Source organism: Streptomyces sp. NPDC039430, from assembly GCF_055639435.1.
In genome coordinates, this window is sequence record NZ_JBVKAK010000007.1 from 348,960 (window position 1) to 370,455 (window position 21,496).

Sequence of the window (21,496 nt, forward strand, 5' to 3'; positions counted from 1 at the left end):
TGGACCCGGGGGCCCGTGCGGCACAATGAGCCTGCCCCGGAGGTCTCCGAGTGCGCGACCGCGTGAACTCCCCGAGCGCACGCACTCCCCGAGTGATGGAACGGTGATATGACGCGAGCAGTGGTGGACGACGTCACCTCCGACCGCGAGGAAGGGACGGCCACGGGCACCGTCGGCGGCAGCCGGGCGTTCGCGCTCCTGCTGGTCATCACGGGCGCGGCGGGACTGCTGGCGGCCTGGGTGATCACCCTCGACAAGTTCAAGCTGCTGGAGGACCCGGGCTTCACGCCGGGATGCAGCCTGAACCCGGTGGTCTCCTGCGGCAACATCATGAAGAGCGACCAGGCGTCGGCCTTCGGCTTCCCGAACCCGATGCTCGGACTCGTCACCTACGCCGTCGTGATCTTCATCGGAATCGGACTGCTCGCCGGGGCGCGCTACCGGAGCTGGTTCTGGCTCGGGCTGAACGCGGGCACCCTCTTCGGCGTCGGATTCTGCACCTGGCTCCAGTACCAGTCGCTGTACACGATCAGCTCGCTCTGCCTGTGGTGCTGCCTGGCCTGGGTCGCCACGATCCTGATGTTCTGGTACATCACGTCCCACAACATCCGCCAGGGAGTGCTGCCCGCGCCGTCCTGGCTGCGAGGCTTCCTCGGCGAGTTCACGTGGGTGCTGCCGGTGCTGCACATCGGGATCATCGGGATGCTCGTCCTGACCCGCTGGTGGGACTTCTGGACCGGCTGAGGACACCGCCGGCGGCCCGGGGCCGCCGAGGGCGACGGCGTTGTCAGTGGTCTGGCATAGGCTTCACGCGTGGAGCCCGACCTCTTTACCGCAGCGGCGGAAGACCGCCAGGAGAAGGACCCGTCCAGCAGCCCTCTGGCCGTCCGGATGCGCCCGCGCGTCCTTGACGAAGTCGTCGGCCAGAGCCATCTGCTGAAGCCCGGATCCCCGCTGCGGAGGTTGGTGGGCGAGGGGAACGGCGGCCCGGCCGGTCCTTCGTCCGTGATTCTCTGGGGCCCGCCCGGCACGGGCAAGACGACCCTCGCGTATGTCGTCTCCAAGGCGACCAACAAGCGCTTCGTGGAGCTCTCCGCGATCACCGCGGGCGTCAAGGAGGTCAGGGCCGTCATCGACGGGGCCCGCCGCGCGTCCGGGGGCTTCGGCAAGGAGACCGTCCTCTTCCTCGATGAGATCCACCGCTTCAGCAAGGCCCAGCAGGACTCCCTGCTGCCCGCGGTCGAGAACCGCTGGGTCACGCTCATCGCCGCCACCACCGAGAATCCGTACTTCTCGGTGATCTCCCCGCTGCTCTCCCGCTCCCTGCTGCTCACGCTGGAGCCGCTCAGCGACGACGATCTGCGCGGTCTGCTGCGGCGGGCCCTCACCGAGGAGCGCGGTCTCGGCGGCGCGGTCACGCTCCCCGACGACGCCGAGGCGCATCTGCTGCGGATCGCGGGCGGCGACGCGCGGCGCGCGCTGACGGCGCTGGAGGCGGCGGCCGGCGCCGCGATCGACAAGAGCGAGAAGGAGATCAGCCTCAGGACCGTGGAGGAGACCGTCGACCGGGCGGCGGTGGCCTACGACCGTGAGGGCGATCAGCACTACGACGTGGCGAGCGCGCTGATCAAGTCCATCCGCGGCTCCGACGTGGACGCGGCGCTGCACTATCTGGCGCGGATGATCGAGGCGGGGGAGGACCCCCGGTTCATCGCCAGACGGCTGATGATCTCGGCGAGCGAGGACATCGGTCTCGCCGATCCCACCGCCCTGCCGACCGCGGTCGCCGCCGCCCAGGCCGTGGCCATGATCGGTTTCCCGGAGGCCGCTCTCACCCTGAGCCATGCCACCATCGCGCTGGCGCTGGCCCCCAAGTCGAACGCGGCCACGACCGCCATCTCCGCCGCCCTGGAGGACGTCAAGAAGGGGCTGGCGGGGCCGGTCCCCCCGCATCTGCGCGACGGCCACTACAAGGGCGCGGCCAAGCTCGGCCATGCCCAGGGCTATATCTATCCGCACGATGTGCCGGGCGGGATCGCCGCCCAGCAGTACGCACCGGAGGAGGTGCGGGGCAGGCGCTACTACGAGCCCACGCGGTACGGCGCGGAGGCGCGGTACGCGGATGTGGTCGACAAGGTGCGCGAGCGGCTGCGCGGGGACAGGAGCTAGGGGACAGGGGCCGGCAGGCGCTGTCCGGTTATCCCGCGGCCGCGTCGAAGAGCGTGTGCATCGCGTACCGCAGCTCGTTGAGGTTCCGCACCGGCTCGGGGAAGTCGAAACGGGCGTCGAAGCACCGCACGCCGGCGAAGCGCACCCGCAGTCCGAAACGGTCGAGCGCGACGGGTACGGCGACGGTCCCGGCGGCCCCGGACTCCGAGGACCCCGCGGCCCGCTCGCCGAGCAGCCCGCGCAGCGACTGGACCTCCGCGCTGTGGGCGGAGTGCAGATGCTGGAGCAGTTCCGCCTCGTGTTCCACCAGCGGATCGGCCGCGGCCGTGGCGAAGTCCTCGGGCTCCACCGACTCCGCGCCCCAGAGGTCGTCCACACACGCCTCGCCGACCTCCAGCCGCAGCGTCGTACGACCGGGTTCGGCCCCGCCCGGTGCCCGGGTCAGCCAGCCGGAGAGCCAGGCCCGGCCCCGGATACGGTGGGGTACGGACACGGGCGCGACGTCCGTGACCTCCAGCACCGCGTTCAGCTCGTCGTCCTGCGCGTGCGTCGCGGCGCGTACGGCGGGGGAGTCGGCGGAGAACGCGAGGAACACCTCGCCGTCCGGTCCGACGCTCCGCGCGTCGGGCATCAGCTGGTACGGCTTGGCCCCGTCCAGGCCCGGAATGATCAGTACTGCCGAGCATGTACTCTGTACGAGAGTTCGTGTGCGCTCGGCTGCTGACGGCATCCGATCGATTTCAAGCCCGCTGGGACGCGGCTGACCATGAGCTGATCGGACCTCCGTCGAATCGTCGCTCTGTGCGCCGAGGCTGTCTGTGATGCGCGTGGTGTTCCCAGGGCGAGACATGCGATCTCCTTAAGTAAGGTGAGCCTAACCTAACCTACAACGGAGGTCTGGAGAACGTGCCTAACCAGTCGCGTCCCAAGGTCAAGAAGTCACGCGCGCTCGGTATCGCGCTGACGCCGAAGGCTGTCAAGTACTTCGAGGCCCGTCCCTACCCGCCGGGCGAGCACGGCCGTGGACGCAAGCAGAACAGTGACTACAAGGTCCGTCTGCTGGAGAAGCAGCGCCTGCGTGCCCAGTACGACATCAGCGAGCGCCAGATGGCCCGCGCCTACGACCGCGCCCGCAAGGCCGAGGGCAAGACGGGCGAGGCCCTGGTCGTCGAGCTGGAGCGCCGCCTCGACGCGCTGGTTCTGCGGTCGGGCATCGCCCGCACCATCTACCAGGCCCGCCAGATGGTCGTCCACGGCCACATCGAGGTCAACGGCGGCAAGGTCGACAAGCCGTCGTTCCGCGTGCGCCCCGACGACGTCGTGATGGTCCGTGAGCGCAGCCGCGAGAAGGTCCCCTTCCAGGTCGCGCGCGAGGGTGGCTACGACACCGACGGCGAGACCCCGCGCTACCTGCAGGTCAACCTGAAGGCCCTGGCGTTCCGCCTGGACCGTGACCCGCAGCGCAAGGAGATCCCGGTCATCTGTGACGAGCAGCTGGTCGTCGAGTACTACGCCCGCTGACGCGGACACGAGGTCTCAGCCCGCCGCTTCCCCGCCCCGCGTGGTGGGGGAGCCGGCGGGCTTCCGCGTTTTCCGGGCCGGCCGGCGCGCGTCCGGCTGCTGGTGCGGCGGCGCGGCGGCCGGCCGGCGGCGCTCGGCGAGCGCCCGCTCCACGGCCGCGCCCGGCGACAGCCCGAGCCCTTCGCCCTCGTACGCCGCGTACCGCTCCGTACCCAGCGCCTCGCTCGCGCGCCGCTCGCACAGCGCGCGCGGCGCACCGAAGAAGCCGGAGCCGAACAGCTGCGGGCCGACCGACTCCCACAGCCGGCTCGCGGCCCCCTGGAGCACCGCGGCCTCCGCCGGATCGCCCTCGCTCGCCGTCACCAGCGCCATCAGCTCGACGGCCAGCACCAGCCCCACCAGATCGTTGAATCCATGGTGGATCGCGATCGACTCACCGATCAGCGCGCGCGCCTCGGTGTGGCCCTCGCGCGTCCAGGCCGCGTAGGCCAGTACGTACAGCGCGTACGCCCTGGTCCAGCGCTCGCCGCTGTCCTCGCAGATCTCGCGGACCTCCTCGCACAGCGCGGCCGCCGCCTCCAGATCGCCCTGGAAGACCAGCGCCATGGCCAGCTCGACCTGGCCCATCAGCACATTGCTGTTCAGCTCGCCGAGCTCCCGGTACGAAGCGAGGGCCGAGCGCAGCAGCCGTTCGGCGCGCGGCATGTCGTCGGTGAGCAGCGCCTGACAGCCCAGCCGGTGCACGGCGTAGGCGCGCGCCAGCGCGTTGCCGGTGCGCTCGGCCTCCTCCCGGCACTCGTGCAGGGCGCCGGACGCGGCGGTGTTGTCCCCCTGGAGAACCGCGACATAGCCGAGCACCCACAGGGCTTTCAGCCGCGACTCGTCGTACGGGGTGTCCAGCGCGAGGGCCCGGCCCAGCCAGTGCCGCCCCTCGGTCAGCCGGCCGCATCCCGCCCAGTAGAACCAGAGCGTGCCCGCCAGATGCTGGCCCAGATGCGCCTCGTCGGGACTCTCCAGACACAGTTCGAGCGCGGCGCGCAGATTGGGCAGCGCGCTCTCGGTACCGGCCGCGACATCCGCCTGGCGCGGGCTGAACCAGTCCAGCTCGTACCAGGTCGCGAGCCCCATGTACCAGTCGCGGTGCCGGCGGCGCATCCGGTAGGTGTCCTCCAGGGCGTCCAGCCACTCGGCGCCGTACGCCCTGACGGTGTCCAGCAGCCGGTAGCGCGTACCCGCCGGGGTCTCCTCGCGGACGACGAGTGACTGGGAGATCAGCTCGGCGAGGACGTCCAGGACCTCTTCCTCCGGCAGTTCGGGTCCGCCGCACACATACTCGGCGGCCTCCAGGTCGAACGGTCCGGCGAAGACCGACAGCCGCGCCCACAGCAGCCGTTCGGGCGGAGTGCACAGCTCATGGCTCCAGCCGATCGCGGTCCTGAGCGTCTGATGGCGCGGCGGCGCGCCCCGTCTGCCTTCGGTGAGCACCCGGAAGCGGTCCCCGACGCGGTCGAGGATCTGTTCGACGGAGAGGACATGGAGCCGCCCGGCCGCCAGCTCCAGCGCGAGCGGGATCCCGTCGAGGCGCCGGCACAGTTCGTGGACGGCCGCGGAACGGGCGCCGGCCCGCCCCGGATCCGGACCGGTACCGGTACCGGGCGGTACGGCGGCGGCCCGTTCGGTGAAGAGCCGCACCGCGTCCGTCTCCGTCATCGGGGCGAGCGCGAAGGTCAGCTCACCGTCCACCCTGAGCGGACGCCTGCCGACGGCGAGCACCCGCAACTCGGGTGACCGGCGCAGCAGTTCCCGTACGAGCGTGGCGCAGGCGTCGACGAGCTGCTCGAACCCGTCGATGACCAGCAGCAGTTGACGCGAGGCGAGATGGCCGGCGAGCACCCGGCGCGTGGGCCTGCTGCTGTGGTCCGTCAGTCCGAGTGCCTCCACCAACGCGTGTTCGAGCAGCTCGGGGTCGCGGAGCGCGGAGAGTTCGGCGAGCCAGATGCCATCGCAGTAGCGTTTCTTCAGGGCATCCGCTGCCTTCAGGGCCAGCCGGGTCTTGCCGACTCCGCCCACCCCCACCACCGTGACCAGCCGGGATTCCCCGAGGTGCCGCGTCAGGGCGGCCAGCTCGTCGTCGCGCCCCACGAAGCGGTTCAGCTCGGCGGGGAGATTGCCCGGAGCCGGGGCGGGCACGGCCGACGGAGGGCCGGAGCGAAAGGGGCGTCGCATGGGACACGCAGAGTACTCAACCCGCCGCACTCCGTACAATCTTTCCCGCTGAACGCCACCCGGGCCCACGCTAATCCGGTACGGGACGCGACCCCTGGCGCGATAGGGTCGGAGGACGACTTTCCAGTCGCTTTCCAGATGACCTTCGACGATCAGGGAGCGGTGCGGCGTGACCGGTGGAGAGGTTGCCGGGATCCTGGTGGCCGTGTTCTGGGCCATTCTGGTCTCCTTCCTGGCCGTGGTGCTGGTGAGGCTGGCGCAGACCCTCAAGGCGACCACCAGACTGGTGGCGGAGGTGACCGAGCAGGCCGTACCGCTGCTGGCGGACGCGTCCGCGACGGTCCGTTCCGCGCAGACGCAGCTCGACCGGGTCGACGCCATCGCGACGGACGTCCAGGAAGTCACCTCCAACGCCTCGGCGCTCTCCACGACGGTCGCCTCGACCTTCGGCGGCCCGCTGGTCAAGGTCGCCGCGTTCGGCTACGGCGTACGCCAGGCGCTCGGACGCAGAGGGGCAGCGGACGCCGGCACGGCGCCCGAGCCGGCCGTCCGGCGCACGGTCATCCCCGGCCGTACGCTGCCGTCCGCCCGGCGCAGGAAGAAGAAGGGCTGACGCAGCGATGTTCCGCCGTACGTTCTGGTTCACCGCGGGCGCGGCCGCCGGTGTCTGGGCCACCACCAAGGTCCACCGCAAGATCAAGCAGCTGACCCCGGAGAGCCTCGCGGCCCAGGCCGCGAACAAGGCGATCGACGCCGGGCACAAAGTCAGGGAATTCGCCGTTGACGTCAGAGCGGGGATGGCGCGGCGCGAGGCGGAGCTCGGCGAGGCGCTCGGTCTCGACGCGTCCGCAGACCACGCGCTTCCCGCTCCCCGGCACCGCGCCGCCATCGGGTATCCGGAACAGTCCCGGACCGTGTACTCCGCCCACCCGCAGAACCACCCGCGTCACTACGACCCGCACAACCGGAATGAGGACCACTGATGGAGTCGGCTGAAATTCGTCGCCGCTGGCTGAGCTTCTTCGAGGAGCGCGGTCACACCGTCGTCCCTTCGGCGTCGCTCATCGCGGACGACCCGACTCTGCTGCTGGTCCCGGCGGGCATGGTGCCCTTCAAGCCGTACTTCCTCGGTGAGGTCAAGCCGCCGTACCAGCGCGCCACCAGCGTGCAGAAGTGCGTGCGCACACCGGACATCGAAGAGGTCGGCAAGACCACCCGGCACGGCACGTTCTTCCAGATGTGCGGCAACTTCTCCTTCGGCGACTACTTCAAGGAAGGCGCGATCGCCTACGCCTGGGAGCTGCTCACCAGCTCCGTGGCGGACGGCGGTTACGGGCTCGACCCGGAGCGCCTGTGGATCACCGTCTACCTCGACGACGACGAGGCCGAGCGGATCTGGCGCGAGAAGATCGGCGTGCCGGCCGAGCGCATCCAGCGGCTGGGCAAGAAGGACAACTACTGGTCGATGGGCGTGCCGGGTCCTTGCGGCCCCTGCTCGGAGATCAACTACGACCGCGGCCCCGAGTTCGGCGTCGAGGGCGGCCCCGCCGTCAACGACGAGCGCTATGTGGAGATCTGGAACCTGGTCTTCATGGAGTTCGAGCGCGGTGAGGGCACCGGCAAGGAGGACTTCGAGATCCTCGGCGACCTGCCGTCCAAGAACATCGACACCGGCCTCGGCCTCGAACGTCTCGCCATGATCCTCCAGGGCGTACAGAACATGTACGAGACCGACACCCTGCGCGTCGTCATGGACAAGGCCACCGAGCTGACGGGCGTACGGTACGGCGCCGAGCGCGGCTCCGACGTCTCGCTGCGCGTGGTCGCCGACCACATCCGTACGTCCACGATGCTCATCGGCGACGGTGTCACCCCCGGCAACGAGGGCCGCGGCTACGTACTGCGCCGCATCATGCGCCGCGCCATCCGCAATATGCGGCTCCTCGGCGCCACCGAACCGGTCGTCGCCGATCTGATCGACGTGGTCATCAAGACCATGGGCGAGCAGTACCCGGAGCTGGAGACCGACCGCAAGCGCATCGAGACCGTGGCCGTCGCCGAGGAGGCCGCCTTCCTCAAGGCCCTCAAGGGCGGTACGAACATCCTCGACACCGCCGTCACCGAGACCAAGTCCGCCGGCGGTCAGGTCCTCTCCGGCGACAAGGCGTTCCTGCTCCACGACACCTGGGGTTTCCCGATCGACCTCACCCTGGAGATGGCCGCCGAACAGGGCCTCTCCGTGGACGAGGACGGCTTCCGGCGGCTGATGAAGGAGCAGCGGGAGCGGGCCAAGGCCGACGCCAAGGCCAAGAAGTCCGGCCACGCCGACCTCTCCGCCTACCGCGCCGTCGCCGACAACAGCGGTTCCACCGAGTTCACCGGCTACACCTCCACCGCGGGCGAGTCGACCATCGTCGGCCTCCTCGTCGACGGTGTGCCGTCGCCCGCCGCCACCGAGGGCGACGAGGTCGAGATCGTCCTCGACCGCACGCCCTTCTACGCCGAGGGCGGCGGCCAGCTCGCCGACCAGGGCCGGATCAAGCTCGACACCGGCGCCGTCATCCAGGTCCGCGACGTCCAGCAGCCGGTCCCCGGTGTCTCCGTGCACAAGGGATCCGTGCAGGTCGGCGAGGTGACGGTGGGCTCCTCCGCCTACGCCGCCATCGACATCAACCGCCGCCGCGCCATCGCCCGCGCCCACAGCGCCACGCACCTCACACACCAGGCGCTGCGCGACGCCCTCGGCCCGACGGCCGCCCAGGCCGGCTCGGAGAACTCGCCGGGCCGCTTCCGCTTCGACTTCGGCTCGCCCGCCGCCGTACCCGGCACGGTCCTCCTCGATGTCGAGCAGAAGATCAATGAGGTCCTCGCCCGCGAGCTGGACGTGCAGGCCGAGGTCATGTCGATCGACGAGGCCAAGAAGCAGGGCGCCATCGCCGAGTTCGGCGAGAAGTACGGCGAGCGGGTGCGCGTCGTCACCATCGGCGACTTCTCCAAGGAGCTGTGCGGCGGTACGCATGTCCACAACACCGCCCAGCTGGGTCTGGTGAAGCTGCTCGGCGAATCGTCGATCGGCTCCGGGGTGCGGCGCATCGAGGCTCTGGTCGGCGTGGACGCCTACAACTTCCTCGCCAAGGAGCACACCGTCGTCGCCCAGCTCCAGGAGCTGGTCAAGGGCCGTTCCGAGGAACTGCCCGAGAAGATCTCCGGCATGCTGGCCAAGCTGAAGGACGCCGAGAAGGAGATCGAGAAGTTCCGCGCGGAGAAGGTGCTCGCCGCCGCCGCCGGACTCGCCGAGAGCGCCAAGGACGTACGGGGCACCGCGCTGGTCACCGGACAGGTCCCCGACGGCACCTCGGCCGACGATCTGCGCAAGCTGGTCCTCGACGTCCGCGGCCGTATCCAGGGCGACCGGCCGGCTGTCGTGGCGCTGTTCACCACGGCCAACGGACGCCCGCTGACGGTCATCGCCACCAACGAGGCCGCGCGCGGACGCGGTCTCAAGGCCGGTGACCTGGTCCGTACCGCCGCCAAGACCCTCGGTGGCGGCGGTGGCGGCAAGCCGGACGTCGCCCAGGGCGGCGGTCAGAACCCGGACGCCATCGGGGACGCCGTCGCCGCCGTGGAACGCCTCGTCGCCGAGACGGCCTGACGCCGTATGCGACGCGGACGCCGGCTCGCGATCGATGTCGGGGACGCCCGGATCGGGGTCGCCTCGTGCGACCCCGACGGGATCCTCGCCACGCCGGTGGAGACCGTGCCGGGACGCGATGTCCCGGCCGCCCACCGGCGGCTGCGCCAGATCGTCGAGGAGTACGAACCGATCGAGGTGCTGATCGGACTCCCGCGCTCCCTCAACGGGGGCGAGGGACCGGCCGCGGCGAAGGTACGGACGTTCGCCGAGGAGATGGCGCGGTCCGTCGCGCCGCTGCCCGTACGACTGGTCGATGAGCGGATGAGCACAGTGACGGCCAGTCAGGGATTGCGGGCCTCGGGCGTGAAATCGAAGAAGGGCCGGTCCGTGATCGACCAAGTGGCGGCGGTCGTCATTCTCCAGAGCGCGCTTGAGGCCGAACGGGTATCAGGTAATCCTCCCGGTGAGGGCGTCGAAGTGGTCATCTGATCGCGATACGGTAACGTTCCGCGCGATGCGGCAGTGTTCGAACAGCTGCCGCACAGCAAAGAGGCGAAAAGGACGTGGTGCCACGGCGCTCCGCGATCAGCGCCTCGCGGCTCTAGGGGATCGATGACTGACTATGGCCGGGGCCCCGGCTCCGAACCGTGGCACCCCGAGGACCCCTTGTACGGGGACCAGGGGTGGGCGGCACAGCAGGCCACCGACGGCAGCGCTCCCTATGCCGGGCAGCCTCAGCAGCAGTACGCGCAGCAGCCGCACCCGCAGGGGCAGGCGCAGTACGGGGCCGGTCAGGACCCGTACCAGCAGCAGTACCACCCGCAGCACGGTGGGCAGCCGCACTACGAGGCGCAGCAGCAGCCGCAGTACGACGGGCAGCAGTACCACACCCCCCAGTACGGCGACGCGCAGCAGGCCCAGCAGCCCCACCACGCCCAGCAGTACGGCGGTCAGCAGCAGCCCCACCAGCAGCATTCCCAGCAGCCGCAGCAGCACGCCCATCAGGCGCGCCAGTCACATCAGCAGCATCCGCAGCCGCAGTACAACGACCCGCAGTACAACGGCAGTTGGGACAACGGCCAGCAGGCCACCATGCCGTACGGCGGACAGCCCGGTACGTCCTACGACGCACAGCAGCCCGCCGGCTACGGCGACAACCAGGATTACTACGCCACCGCCGACGCGTATCCGCCGCCGCAGCCGCCCGCTCAGCGACGTGCCGAGCCGGAGCCGGCGCCCGAGCAGGACGAGGGCTGGGAGGACGGGCAGCAGAAGGAGACCCATCCTTTCTTCACCGGTGACGGCGACGGCGACGGCGAGGACGCCGAACCGGGCGAGGGCCGCCGGGGCGGCGGCCGGGACCGGCGCGGCAAGACGAAGAAGAAGGGCCGCAACGGCGTCGCCTGCGTGGTGGTGGCCGCGGTGCTGGTCGGCGGTGTCGGTGGCGTCGGTTATGTCGGCTACCAGTACTGGCAGACGAAATTCGGCCCGCCGCCGGACTTCGCCGGCACCGGATCGGGCTCCGTGGAGGTGGAGATTCCGCAGGGGGCCGGCGGTTATGAGATCGCCGCACTCCTGGTGAAGAAGGGCGTGGTGAAGAGCCAGCGCGCCTTTGTCTCCGCGCAGCAGGCGAATCCCAAGGGAAATACCATTCAGGCGGGCGTATACCGCCTCAGCAAGAAAATGTCCGCGGCGAACGCGGTGAAGACCATGCTCAGCCCGAGCAGCCGCAACGCCCTGGTCATTCCCGAGGGCAGGCGCAATGTCTGGGTCTACGAGCAGATCGACAAACGGCTCGGACTCAAGGCGGGCGAGACCGCCGCTGTCGCCAAGGCGGAGGCCAAGAACCTCGGTCTGCCGAAGTGGGCGAATGACAACAAGGACATCAAGGATCCGCTGGAGGGTTTCCTCTTCCCCGCGAGCTATCCCGTCGCCAAGGGAATGAAGCCCGAGGCCGTCCTCAAGAAGATGGTCACCCGCGCCAACGCCGAATACGGCAAGCAGGACCTCAAGGGCGAGGCCGAGAAGCTCGGACTGGATTCACCGCTCCAGCTGATCGCGGTCGCGAGCCTCGTCCAGGCGGAAGGCAAGTACAAGCACGACTTCGAGAAGGTCGCGCGCGTCGTCTACAACCGCCTCCAGCCGAACAACACGGAGACCGTCGGACGTCTTGAGTTCGACTCCACGGTCAACTACATCAAGAGCCAGAGCCGCCTGGACATCGGTGCGGTCGACAATCTCAGGAAGATCAAGGACCCGTACAACACGTACGACATCAAGGGTCTGCCACCGGGCCCGATCGGAAACCCGGGTGCCGACGCCCTGAATTCGGCGATCGATCCCGCGGACGGTCCCTGGTACTACTTCGTCTCGGTGACCTCGGACAAGACGCTCTTCGCCGTCACCAATGAGGAGCACGAGGAGAACCGCCAGCAGTACGAGAAGGAAAGCAAGAAACCGTGACCCGACATCGGCGGGCGGCGGTCCTCGGATCGCCCATCGCCCACTCCCTGTCCCCGGTACTGCACCGCGCCGCGTACGACGCGCTGGGCCTCGACGGCTGGTCGTACGACCGGTTCGAGGTCGGAGAGGTCGGGCTGCCCGGCTTCTTCGAGACGCTGCGGGACGATCCGTCCTGGGCCGGTCTCTCGCTGACCATGCCGCTCAAGCGGGCCGTCATCCCGCTGCTGGACGAGATCACCGACACCGCCGCGTCCGTGGAGGCGGTCAACACCGTCGTCTTCGGCGACGACGGCCGGCACAGGGGCGACAACACCGATATCCCCGGCATGATCGCCGCGCTGCGTGAGCGCGGTGTCGAGAAGGTGGAGTCCGCGGCGATCCTCGGGGCGGGCGCGACCGCCTCGTCCGCCGTCGCGGCGCTCGCCCTGATCTGCACGGGCCCGGTCACCGCGTACGTACGCAGTGAGACCCGCGCGGCCGAGATGCGGGGCTGGGCCGAGCGGCTCGGCGTCGATGTCCGGGTCGCCGACTGGGCGGAGGCCGACCAGGCGCTGCACGCCCCCCTCGTGATCGCCACCACCCCGGCCGGTGCCACCGACGAGCTGACCGCGGCCGTCCCGGCCGGGGCGGGGACGCTCTTCGACGTGCTGTACGAGCCCTGGCCGACACCGCTCGCGGCGGCCTGGTCCGCGCGCGACGGGGCGGTCATCGGCGGGCTCGACCTGCTGGTGCACCAAGCGGTGCTCCAGGTGGAACTGATGACGGGCCGCTCGCCCGCGCCGCTCGCCGTCATGCGGGCGGCGGGAACCGCCGCGCTCGGCTCGTCCTCGTCCCCCTCCTCGTCCTCGTTCCCGTCCTGACGGCGGGCGCCCGCCGTCCGTCACTCTCCGCACGTCTTTGTCCGCGTATCGGACCGTGTCGCCGGTCGGCGGCCCGGCCGTGGGAGGATCGGACAAGGCGGGCCAGGGCCGCGCACCCGGTCGTGCCGCTGCAGTTCTGGGCGCGAGTATGAGGAGCACCGTTGAGCAGGTTGCGCTGGCTGACCGCGGGGGAGTCCCACGGCCCCGCACTCGTGGCGACACTGGAGGGACTTCCCGCCGGTGTGCCCATCACCACGGAGATGGTGGCGGACCACCTGGCCCGGCGGCGCCTCGGCTATGGACGCGGTGCCCGGATGAAGTTCGAGCGCGACGAGGTCACCTTCCTCGGCGGCGTACGGCACGGTCTGACCATGGGATCGCCCGTCGCGATCATGGTGGGCAACACCGAGTGGCCCAAGTGGGAACAGGTCATGGCGGCCGATCCGGTCGACCCCGACGTGCTGGCGGGACTCGCCCGTAACGAGCCGCTGACCCGGCCGCGGCCCGGCCACGCCGACCTCGCCGGCATGCAGAAGTACGGCTTCGACGAGGCACGGCCGGTCCTGGAACGGGCCAGCGCGCGGGAGACCGCCGCGCGGGTCGCGCTCGGCGCGGTGGCCCGCTCGTATCTGAAGGAGACGGCCGGGATCGAGATCGTGTCCCATGTCGTCGAGCTGGCCGCCGCCAAGGCTCCGTACGGGGTGTACCCGGTCCCGTCCGATGTGGCGAAGCTGGACGCGGATCCGGTGCGCTGCCTGGACGCGGACGCGAGCGAGGCGATGGTCGCGGAGATCGACCAGGCCCACAAGGACGGCGACACCCTCGGCGGCGTGGTCGAGGTGCTCGCGTACGGAGTGCCCGTCGGGCTCGGCTCGCACGTGCACTGGGACCGCAGGCTCGACGCGCGCCTCGCCGCCGCCCTGATGGGCATTCAGGCGATCAAGGGCGTCGAGGTCGGCGACGGCTTCGGACTGGCGCGGGTGCCCGGTTCGCAGGCGCACGACGAGATCGTGGCGACCGACGACGGCATCAGGCGCACGTCAGGCCGCTCCGGCGGCACCGAGGGCGGGCTGACGACCGGTGAGCTGCTGCGCGTACGGGCCGCGATGAAGCCCATCGCGACCGTGCCGCGCGCACTGGCCACCGTCGACGTGGTCACCGGCGAGGCCACGAAGGCGCACCACCAGCGCTCCGACGTGTGCGCCGTGCCGGCCGCGGGCATCGTCGCCGAGGCCATGGTCGCGCTGACCCTCGCGGACGCGGTCGCCGAGAAGTTCGGCGGCGACAGCGTGCCCGAGACGCGGCGCAACGTGCGCTCGTACCTCGACAACCTGCGGATCCGATGAGTGGGCCGGATCCGGCGGAGAAGGCGAAGAAGGCAGATCCGGTGAAGGCGAAGAAGGCAGATCCGGTGAAGGCGAAGGGGGCGGATCGGGTGAGCGCACCGGTCATCGTGCTGGTCGGGCCGATGGGCGTCGGCAAGTCCACCGTGGGTGAACTGCTCGCCGAGCGCCTCGGCACCGGCTTCCGCGACAGCGACGCCGACATCGTCGCCACCCAGGGACGGTCGATCGCGGACATCTTCGTCGACGAGGGCGAGCCGCGCTTCCGCGAGCTGGAGCGCGAGGCGGTACGGCTGGCGGTCGCCGAGCACCGGGGCGTACTGGCCCTCGGCGGCGGCGCGGTCCTCGACGCCGCCACGCGTGAGCTGCTCGCCGGGCTGCCCGTCGTCTATCTCTCGATGGAGGTCGGTGAGGCGGTGAAGCGGGTCGGACTGAACATCGCCCGCCCGCTGCTGGCCGTCAACCCCCGCCAGCAGTGGAAGACGCTGATGGAGGCCCGCCGCCATCACTACACGGATGTGGCCCGGGTGGTGGTCCCGACCGACGACCGCACCCCCGAAGAGGTCGCCGAGGCGGTCCTCGACGCGCTGGAGCTCAAGCACCTCCCGGCAGAAGAACTCCGGACCCCCGGCAAGGAGAACCCCGCATGACGGACCAGACAGTCACTCGTATCCAGGTCGGCGGCACGGCCGGGCACGACCCGTACGAGGTGCTGGTCGGCCGGCAACTGCTGGGGGAGCTGCCCGCGCTCGTCGGCCCGAAGGCCAAGCGGGTCGCGGTCCTGCACCCCGAGGCGCTGGAGGGTACGGGCGAGGCGCTGCGCCAGGATCTGGCGGACCAGGGGTACGAGGCCGTCGCGATCCAGGTGCCCAACGCCGAGGAGGCCAAGACCGCCGAGGTCGCCGCGTACTGCTGGAAGGCGCTCGGACAGACCGGCTTCACCCGGACCGATGTGATCATCGGTGTCGGCGGTGGCGCCACCACCGACCTGGCCGGGTTCGTCGCCGCGACCTGGCTGCGCGGGGTGCGCTGGATCGCCGTACCGACCACGGTGCTCGCCATGGTCGACGCCGCGGTCGGCGGCAAGACCGGTATCAACACCGCGGAGGGCAAGAACCTCGTCGGTGCCTTCCACCCGCCCGCCGGGGTGCTCTGCGACCTCGCCGCGCTGGACTCGCTGGGCGTCCACGACTACGTCAGCGGCATGGCCGAGATCATCAAGGCCGGCTTCATCGCGGACCCGGCCATCCTCGATCTCGTCGAGTCCGACCCCGAAGGCGCGCGCACGCCCTCCGGCCCGCACACCGCCGAACTGATCGAGCGCTCGATCCGGGTCAAGGCCGAGGTCGTCTCCAACGACCTCAAGGAATCCGGGCTGCGCGAGATCCTGAACTACGGCCACACCCTGGCCCACGCGATCGAGAAGAACGAACGCTACAAGTGGCGGCACGGCGCGGCCGTCTCCGTCGGCATGGTCTTCGCCGCAGAACTGGGCCGGCTCGCCGGCCGGCTGGACGACGCGACCGCGGACCGGCACCGCTCCGTGCTGGAGTCCGTCGGGCTGCCGCTGACCTACCGTGGTGACCAGTGGCCCAAGCTGCTGGAGACGATGAAGGTCGACAAGAAGTCCCGCGGCGATCTGCTGCGGTTCATCGTGCTGGACGGGCTCGCCAAACCCACCGTCCTGGAGGGGCCCGACCCGGCGGTGCTGCTCGCCGCGTACGGGGAGGTGTCGGCGTGACCCGACGGGTCCTCGTCCTCAACGGCCCCAACCTCGGCCGGCTCGGCTCGCGCGAGCCCGATGTCTACGGAGCGACCTCGTACGCGGGTCTGGTGGACGCCTGCCGTGAGCTGGGCAAGGAGCTCGGCTTCGAGGTCGACGTCCGTGAGACGAACGACGAGGGCGAGATGATCCGCTGGCTGCACGAGGCCGCGGATGGCTCAATTCCGGTCGTTCTCAACCCCGGTGCGTTCACCCACTACTCGTACGGGATGCGGGACGCGGCAGCTCAGCGCACCGCGCCACTCATCGAGGTGCATATCTCGAATCCGTACGCACGGGAGGAATTCCGCCACACCTCGGTGGTCGCGGCCGTCGCCAGCGGTACGGTCGCGGGCTTCGGCATCGGCTCGTACCGGCTCGCCCTGCGCGCGCTCGCGGAGGAAGTGACCGGCTGACGGGGGCTGACGGGGCACTGTTGACGCACCCCGGCCGTTGCCAGTGTGGCGGCCGGGGGCGGTACCGTTCGGTAGCGCGCGGCCGACAGGGCAGGGAGCCGCCGACCAGCGTCAGTCGCACGAGACGGAGTGGCACCGGATGCAGCAGTCAGCGGGGGCTCCGTTGCCGCCTTCCCAGGGACCGGGGTACGGATCCGGCGGGTGGGCGCACCAAGGGGCGCAACCGGGGTCACAGCGACCTCCTGTGCCATCTCAGCCCCCCGCACCCCAGCAGCCTCCGGGGCCGCACCACATGCCCGCGCCGCATCACCCGCCCGGCCCCCACCAGCCGCCCGGACCTGGACCTGCTCCGGCGCATGCTCCACACGTCCCGCGTGGCGCGCCCGTACCGCCGCAGGGGCCGCCCGCCGCGCCGTCCTCCGGGGATTCCACCGGGCACATCAAGCTGCCGCCCGGCGGCCCGGTGCCCCTCCCCGCATCGCCACCGGCCCCCGAGGGCGGCACCGGCGCGGCGACCCTCGCCGTCCTGCTGATCGGCCCGGCAGGCGCCGGCAAGACGACCGTGGCCAGGCACTGGGCCATGAGCCGCCGGGTGCCCACCGCGCACATCAGCCTGGACGACGTCCGTGAATGGGTCTGCTCCGGGTTCGCGGATCCGCAGTCCGGATGGAACGACCACTCCGAGGCGCAGTACCGGCTGGCCCGCCGCACCTGCGGCTTCGCCGCGCGCAACTTCCTCGCCAACAGCATCTCCTGCATCCTGGACGACGCGGTCTTCCCCGACCGGCCGGTCGTCGGCCTCGGGGGCTGGAAGCGCCATGTCGGCCCCGGGCTGCTGCCGGTGGTGCTGCTGCCGGGGCTGGAGATCGTGCTGGAGCGCAACGCCGAACGCAGCGGCAACCGCAGGCTCTCCGACGAGGAGGTGGCCAGCATCCACGGCCGCATGGCCGGCTGGTACGGCTCCGGGCTGCCGATCATCGACAACTCCAAGTACGACGTGGAGACCACGGCCCGGGTTCTCGACGACGTCCTCGCCCGCTCCCTCACGAGTCCGCCCAGCTGGTGACGGCCGACGGGCCCATGGCCGGCTGACGGCCGAGGCCGGCGGCTGACAGTGGTGCGTGGGCGGGTACGCGAGCCGTGCCCCGCGGCGCGAGCCGCGCCCCCCGGTCGGACGCGCTGAACCGGCCGGGTGACGCCCTCGCTCATACGCTCGGGTCATGTCAGACGTGTATGCGGCCCGCCGCGCGCGGCTGCGTGACCGGTGCTCGGCGGCGGGCGACGCGGCGGCCCTGGTCTCCCGCCCCGCCAATGTCCGCTATCTCGCGGGCGGGGCGCCCCCCGGCGCCGTCCTGCTGCTCGGTGCCGGTCCCGGCGGAGACATGCTGTTCTGCCCGCGTCCCCCCGCCGACGACGACGCCGGGGGACGGCGGATCGACGAACACCTCCGGCTCACCGTCCTGCACCACGCCACCGGCGACCCCGCCATCGCCGCCGCCGGAACCCTCGGCTCGTCGGTCGCCGGGACCCTCGCCGTGGAGGAGCACCATCTGACCGTCGCCCGCCACCGCGCGATCGGTTCCGTGGCGCCACGGCTGCGGCTGACCGATCTGGGCGGCGCCGTCGAGCAGCAGCGGATCGTCAAGGACGAGGAGGAGATCGCCTGCCTGCGGATCGCGGCCGAGATCGCCGACCAGGCGCTGGGCGAGCTGCTGGAGTCGATCCTGGTGGGCCGTACCGAACGCCATCTCGCGCTGGAGCTGGAGAGGCGCCTCGTCGACCACGGCGCCGACGGCCCCGCCTTCCCGACCGCCGTCGCCACCGGCCCCCACTCCGGCCGCTGCGGGCACCATCCGTCGGACCGCCGGGTCGAGGAGGGCGATTTCCTCTCCGTCAGTCTCGGTGCCGACTACCGCGGCTACCGCTGTCTGATCGGCCGCACGTTCGTCATCGGGACCTCCCCCGCCGACTGGCAGATCGAGCTGTACGAGCTGGTCTTCGCGGCACAACGGGCAGGTCGGGAGGCCCTTGTGCCGAGCGCCGGCTACCGCGAGGTGGACCACGCCACCCGGCATCCGCTGGAGGTGGCGGGGCACGGCGAGGGGCTCGCACCCCGTACGGGACATGGTGTCGGACTCGAAATCGACGAGGACCCGCAGCTCGCCCCCGCGGCCATGGGTAAACTGGACGCTTGTGTGCCGGTCACCGTCGGACCGGGGGTCCACCTCCCGGGCCGGGGCGGTGTCCGGATCGATGACACGCTCGTCGTCCGCCCCGAGGCGGACGGCGGACCCGAGCTACTCACCATCACGACCAAGGAACTGCTCGCGCTCTAGCGCGCACCCTCGGTCGTCCACCAGCTTCAGTCCAGGAGATTCCGCAACCGTGGCTTCCACGAACGACCTCAAGAACGGCCTGGTGCTCAAGCTCGACGGGGGCCAGCTCTGGTCCGTCGTCGAGTTCCAGCACGTCAAGCCCGGCAAGGGCCCGGCCTTCGTGCGTACCAAGCTGAAGAACGTGCTCTCCGGCAAGGTCGTCGACAAGACCTTCAACGCCGGCGTGAAGGTCGAGACGGCCACCGTTGACCGCCGCGACATGCAGTTCTCGTACATGGACGGCGAGTACTTCGTCTTCATGGACATGCAGACCTATGACCAGCTGATGGTCGACCGCAAGGCGGTCGGCGACGCCGCCAACTATCTGATCGAGGGCTTCACGGCAACCGTCGCCGCCCACGAGGGCGAGGTGCTGTACGTCGAGCTGCCCGCCGCCGTCGAGCTGACGATCCAGCACACCGACCCCGGCGTCCAGGGCGACCGCTCCACCGGCGGCACCAAGCCCGCCACGCTGGAGACCGGCTACGAGATCGGTGTCCCGCTCTTCATCACCACCGGTGAGAAGATCAAGGTCGACACGCGCTCCGGTGAGTACCTCGGCCGGGTGAACAGCTAACCGTGGCTGCCCGGAACAAGGCCCGTAAGCGCGCCTTCCAGATTCTCTTCGAGGCCGACCAGCGCGGGGCGTCCGTGCAGACGGTCCTCGCGGACTGGATACGGCATGCCCGGACCGACGACCGCCAGCCGCCGGTGGGCGAGTACACGATGGAACTGGTCGAGGGGTACGCGGAGTACGCGGACCGCATCGACGAGCTCATCTCCACCTACTCGGTGGGCTGGACGCTCGACCGCATGCCGGTCGTCGACCGGAACATCGTGCGGCTCGGCGCGTACGAGCTGGTGTGGGTGGACGAGACTCCGGACGCGGTGGTGATCGACGAGGCGGTGCAGCTCGCCAAGGAGTTCTCCACCGACGACTCCCCGTCCTTCGTGAACGGCCTGCTCGGCCGGTTCAAGGACCTCAAGCCGAGCTTGCGCCGCGTCTGAGCGCGGCTTCCGGAACCACCGGATCACTCCGGAACCACCGGATCACTCCGGATCACGGCACCGGCCGACGTACCGCGAGTCGGCGCACCGAGAGCAGGCGCGTACCGAGCGGCGGCGTACCGCGAAAGCGCCGGGCGGGCTGTCCCAGCCCCGTCCGGCGCTTTGCACCTTTCCCGGGGTTCGCGGCCACGGCTCGCGGGGCGCTGAACGCACTGGAGGGCGGGCCCGTACGGCATACGGGACCCACCCTCCGGAGGTGACGTTTCTGCTGGTCGGCGGCGGGCTGGGTCAGCCCTCCTCGTGGGCGACCGCACGGCGCGCGTCGGCGTCCAGAACGCCCCAGCTGATCAGCTGCTCGGTGAGGACCGAGGGCGACTGGTCGTAGATCACGGCGAGCGTGCGCAGGTCGTCCTGGCGGATCGACAGCACCTTGCCGTTGTAGTCGCCACGCTGGCTCTGGATCGTCGCCGCGTAACGCTGGAGGGGGCCCGCCTTCTCCTGCGGCACATGGGCCAGCCGCTCCAGGTCGAGGACGAGCTTCGGCGGCGGCTCGGCGGCTCCGCCGGGGGTCGTGCCGGGAAGAAGCTCCTGCACGGGGACCCCGTAGAAATCCGCCAGCTCGGCGAGGCGCTGCACCGTGACGGCACGGTCGCCACGCTCGTACGAACCGACCACCACTGCCTTCCAGCGGCCCTGGGACTTCTCCTCCACGCCATGGAGCGAGAGGCCCTGCTGGGTGCGGATGGCGCGGAGTTTGGCCCCGAGCTGCTTTGCGTATTCGCTGGACATATAGCTCCCCGGACGAAGTCTGGTAACTCACTGTGAGGTTACGCAGCGTTACTTGGATGCGTCAAGCCGAAGGAGTCCCCTCAAGGTCCGCGGTGGGCTTCCCGCCGTGCCAGGACAGGGGTGCGACCAAGTACTCCCATGGCCTCCTGCTAGCCTGGGTGGCGTAATTTCGACGTCCTTTAAGATCCGTCCCGTGAGGCGGAGAAGGAGGTCCGTTTCATATGGACACCAGCGACACCAGCGACATCAGTGACACCGGCCTGACGGATCACAGCGGCGGGGCCGGCCGGGCGGAAGGCGCGGGCGAGGCCGCACGCCCCGTCCTGGAAGCCCCCGACATCGCACGGGCCCTGACCCGTATCGCCCACGAGATCGTCGAACGCGCCAAGGGCGCCGACGACGTGGTGCTGCTCGGCATTCCGACCCGCGGAGTCTTCCTGGCCCGCCGGCTGGCCGGAAAGCTCGCGGAGATCACCGGCCGCTCGATCCCCGTCGGCTCCCTCGACATCACCATGTACCGCGACGACCTGCGCCTGCGGCCCGCCCGCGCGCTGGCCCGTACCGACATCCCCGGCGACGGCGTCGACGGACGGCTGGTCGTCCTCGTCGACGACGTGCTCTTCTCCGGCCGTACGATCCGCGCCGCCCTCGACGCGCTCGGCGACATCGGGCGCCCGCGCGCCGTCCAGCTCGCCGTACTCGTCGACCGGGGCCACCGCGAGCTGCCGATCCGCGCCGACTACGTAGGCAAGAACCTGCCCACCTCGCTGCGCGAGACGGTCAAGGTCCAGCTCGCGGAGGAAGACGGCCGGGACACCGTGCTGCTCGGCCTCAAGCAGCCCGCCGCGTCCGGCGACCGCTAGCAACGCCTCCGTACGCCACCCATCCCGTACGGATGCCTTCGCGCGCCCGCACGCCCGCACGCCCGCA

21 protein-coding genes are annotated in these 21,496 nt (G+C 70.6%); 18 read left to right on the top strand and 3 right to left on the bottom strand.

Going from position 1 to position 21,496, the window contains the following annotated elements; all coding sequences use genetic code 11:
• Window positions 1-108: 108 nt before the first annotated feature.
• On the top strand, window positions 109-744 hold the full coding sequence (locus ACZ7LS_RS20320) for a vitamin K epoxide reductase family protein (RefSeq protein WP_385134947.1): 636 nt from the start codon (window positions 109-111) through the stop codon (window positions 742-744).
• Window positions 745-813: 69 nt separating this feature from the next.
• Window positions 814-2,169: a replication-associated recombination protein A gene (locus ACZ7LS_RS20325; protein ID WP_382527421.1), complete on the top strand. Its 1,356-nt coding sequence runs from the start codon at window positions 814-816 to the stop codon at window positions 2,167-2,169.
• 28 nt (window positions 2,170-2,197) lie between these two features.
• Here the strand turns inward: ACZ7LS_RS20325 and ACZ7LS_RS20330 are convergent, their stop codons facing one another.
• Entirely contained in the window at window positions 2,198-2,899 is a 702-nt protein-coding gene (locus ACZ7LS_RS20330; RefSeq protein ID WP_382674189.1) for a DUF2470 domain-containing protein, read from the bottom strand.
• A gap of 176 nt (window positions 2,900-3,075) precedes the next feature.
• On the opposite strand from ACZ7LS_RS20330, the gene rpsD reads away from it, so the two are divergent.
• A complete protein-coding gene (gene rpsD, locus ACZ7LS_RS20335) occupies window positions 3,076-3,690 on the top strand; it encodes a 30S ribosomal protein S4 (protein WP_030355486.1) in 615 nt (204 codons plus the stop codon).
• A gap of 15 nt (window positions 3,691-3,705) precedes the next feature.
• On the opposite strand, the gene ACZ7LS_RS20340 is transcribed toward rpsD, so the two are convergent.
• Entirely contained in the window at window positions 3,706-5,916 is a 2,211-nt protein-coding gene (locus ACZ7LS_RS20340; protein WP_385341711.1) for an ATP-binding protein, read from the bottom strand.
• Between the two features lie 169 nt (window positions 5,917-6,085).
• On the opposite strand from ACZ7LS_RS20340, the gene ACZ7LS_RS20345 reads away from it, so the two are divergent.
• The 14 genes from ACZ7LS_RS20345 to nusB all read left to right on the top strand — a co-directional run bounded on the left by ACZ7LS_RS20345 (window position 6,086) and on the right by nusB (window position 19,777).
• Window positions 6,086-6,529, top strand: coding sequence for a DUF948 domain-containing protein (locus ACZ7LS_RS20345; protein WP_382527430.1), 444 nt, complete (start codon window positions 6,086-6,088; stop codon window positions 6,527-6,529).
• A gap of 7 nt (window positions 6,530-6,536) precedes the next feature.
• Entirely contained in the window at window positions 6,537-6,899 is a 363-nt protein-coding gene (locus tag ACZ7LS_RS20350) for a DUF6167 family protein (protein ID WP_382527433.1), read from the top strand.
• The gene (gene alaS, locus ACZ7LS_RS20355; RefSeq protein WP_382674181.1) at window positions 6,899-9,568 is read left to right on the top strand and encodes an alanine--tRNA ligase; all 2,670 of its coding nucleotides are present in this window, start codon (window positions 6,899-6,901) and stop codon (window positions 9,566-9,568) included. Before ACZ7LS_RS20350 ends, alaS begins: the two co-directional genes overlap by 1 nt.
• 6 nt (window positions 9,569-9,574) lie before the next feature.
• The gene (ruvX, locus tag ACZ7LS_RS20360) at window positions 9,575-10,039 is read left to right on the top strand and encodes a Holliday junction resolvase RuvX (RefSeq protein WP_385134942.1); all 465 of its coding nucleotides are present in this window, start codon (window positions 9,575-9,577) and stop codon (window positions 10,037-10,039) included.
• A gap of 123 nt (window positions 10,040-10,162) precedes the next feature.
• Window positions 10,163-12,013 carry an endolytic transglycosylase MltG gene (gene mltG / locus ACZ7LS_RS20365; protein ID WP_382527441.1) on the top strand — a complete coding sequence of 617 codons (1,851 nt, stop codon included), beginning with the start codon at window positions 10,163-10,165 and terminating at the stop codon, window positions 12,011-12,013.
• Window positions 12,010-12,873, top strand: a complete 864-nt coding sequence (locus ACZ7LS_RS20370) for a shikimate dehydrogenase (protein WP_382527444.1) — start codon at window positions 12,010-12,012, stop codon at window positions 12,871-12,873. The genes mltG and ACZ7LS_RS20370 overlap by 4 nt, the downstream gene beginning before the upstream one ends.
• 161 nt (window positions 12,874-13,034) lie before the next feature.
• Window positions 13,035-14,219 (top strand): chorismate synthase, encoded by a 1,185-nt coding sequence (aroC, locus tag ACZ7LS_RS20375; protein WP_382527446.1) that lies wholly within the window; start codon window positions 13,035-13,037, stop codon window positions 14,217-14,219.
• 89 nt (window positions 14,220-14,308) lie between these two features.
• The gene (locus tag ACZ7LS_RS20380) at window positions 14,309-14,866 is read left to right on the top strand and encodes a shikimate kinase (protein WP_356513879.1); all 558 of its coding nucleotides are present in this window, start codon (window positions 14,309-14,311) and stop codon (window positions 14,864-14,866) included.
• Complete coding sequence (aroB, locus tag ACZ7LS_RS20385; protein ID WP_382674174.1) at window positions 14,863-15,957, top strand: 3-dehydroquinate synthase; 1,095 nt, start codon at window positions 14,863-14,865, stop codon at window positions 15,955-15,957. The genes ACZ7LS_RS20380 and aroB overlap by 4 nt, the downstream gene beginning before the upstream one ends.
• Complete coding sequence (gene aroQ, locus ACZ7LS_RS20390; RefSeq protein ID WP_129772743.1) at window positions 15,954-16,394, top strand: type II 3-dehydroquinate dehydratase; 441 nt, start codon at window positions 15,954-15,956, stop codon at window positions 16,392-16,394. The genes aroB and aroQ overlap by 4 nt, the downstream gene beginning before the upstream one ends.
• 139 nt (window positions 16,395-16,533) lie before the next feature.
• Window positions 16,534-17,460, top strand: a complete 927-nt coding sequence (locus ACZ7LS_RS20395; protein ID WP_385134939.1) for an AAA family ATPase — start codon at window positions 16,534-16,536, stop codon at window positions 17,458-17,460.
• Window positions 17,461-17,614: 154 nt separating this feature from the next.
• On the top strand, window positions 17,615-18,730 hold the full coding sequence (locus ACZ7LS_RS20400; protein WP_382527455.1) for an aminopeptidase P family protein: 1,116 nt from the start codon (window positions 17,615-17,617) through the stop codon (window positions 18,728-18,730).
• 49 nt (window positions 18,731-18,779) lie between these two features.
• The gene (gene efp / locus ACZ7LS_RS20405) at window positions 18,780-19,346 is read left to right on the top strand and encodes an elongation factor P (protein WP_326612946.1); all 567 of its coding nucleotides are present in this window, start codon (window positions 18,780-18,782) and stop codon (window positions 19,344-19,346) included.
• A gap of 2 nt (window positions 19,347-19,348) precedes the next feature.
• Window positions 19,349-19,777: a transcription antitermination factor NusB gene (nusB, locus tag ACZ7LS_RS20410; RefSeq protein WP_030355501.1), complete on the top strand. Its 429-nt coding sequence runs from the start codon at window positions 19,349-19,351 to the stop codon at window positions 19,775-19,777.
• Between the two features lie 288 nt (window positions 19,778-20,065).
• Here nusB and bldD read toward each other — a convergent pair whose 3' ends face one another.
• Window positions 20,066-20,566, bottom strand: a complete 501-nt coding sequence (bldD, locus tag ACZ7LS_RS20415) for a transcriptional regulator BldD (RefSeq protein WP_030355502.1) — start codon at window positions 20,564-20,566, stop codon at window positions 20,066-20,068.
• Between the two features lie 221 nt (window positions 20,567-20,787).
• Here bldD and pyrR point away from each other — a divergent pair, with 221 nt between their 5' ends.
• Window positions 20,788-21,429, top strand: a complete 642-nt coding sequence (pyrR, locus tag ACZ7LS_RS20420) for a bifunctional pyr operon transcriptional regulator/uracil phosphoribosyltransferase PyrR (protein WP_385134936.1) — start codon at window positions 20,788-20,790, stop codon at window positions 21,427-21,429.
• Window positions 21,430-21,496 lie beyond the last annotated feature (67 nt).

What these genes read in the sequence shown, in the direction of transcription:
- ACZ7LS_RS20320 (WP_385134947.1), top strand. Translation starts at nt 109, where the DNA reads ATGACGCGAGCAGTGGTGGACGACGTCACCTCCGACCGCGAGGAAGGG.
- bldD (WP_030355502.1), bottom strand. Translation starts at nt 20,566, where the DNA reads ATGTCCAGCGAATACGCAAAGCAGCTCGGGGCCAAACTCCGCGCCATC.
- mltG (WP_382527441.1), top strand. Translation starts at nt 10,163, where the DNA reads ATGACTGACTATGGCCGGGGCCCCGGCTCCGAACCGTGGCACCCCGAG.
- pyrR (WP_385134936.1), top strand. Translation starts at nt 20,788, where the DNA reads ATGGACACCAGCGACACCAGCGACATCAGTGACACCGGCCTGACGGAT.
- ruvX (WP_385134942.1), top strand. Translation starts at nt 9,575, where the DNA reads ATGCGACGCGGACGCCGGCTCGCGATCGATGTCGGGGACGCCCGGATC.
- ACZ7LS_RS20350 (WP_382527433.1), top strand. Translation starts at nt 6,537, where the DNA reads ATGTTCCGCCGTACGTTCTGGTTCACCGCGGGCGCGGCCGCCGGTGTC.
- ACZ7LS_RS20340 (WP_385341711.1), bottom strand. Translation starts at nt 5,916, where the DNA reads ATGCGACGCCCCTTTCGCTCCGGCCCTCCGTCGGCCGTGCCCGCCCCG.
- ACZ7LS_RS20395 (WP_385134939.1), top strand. Translation starts at nt 16,534, where the DNA reads ATGCAGCAGTCAGCGGGGGCTCCGTTGCCGCCTTCCCAGGGACCGGGG.
- alaS (WP_382674181.1), top strand. Translation starts at nt 6,899, where the DNA reads ATGGAGTCGGCTGAAATTCGTCGCCGCTGGCTGAGCTTCTTCGAGGAG.
- aroB (WP_382674174.1), top strand. Translation starts at nt 14,863, where the DNA reads ATGACGGACCAGACAGTCACTCGTATCCAGGTCGGCGGCACGGCCGGG.
- ACZ7LS_RS20400 (WP_382527455.1), top strand. Translation starts at nt 17,615, where the DNA reads ATGTCAGACGTGTATGCGGCCCGCCGCGCGCGGCTGCGTGACCGGTGC.
- ACZ7LS_RS20330 (WP_382674189.1), bottom strand. Translation starts at nt 2,899, where the DNA reads ATGCCGTCAGCAGCCGAGCGCACACGAACTCTCGTACAGAGTACATGC.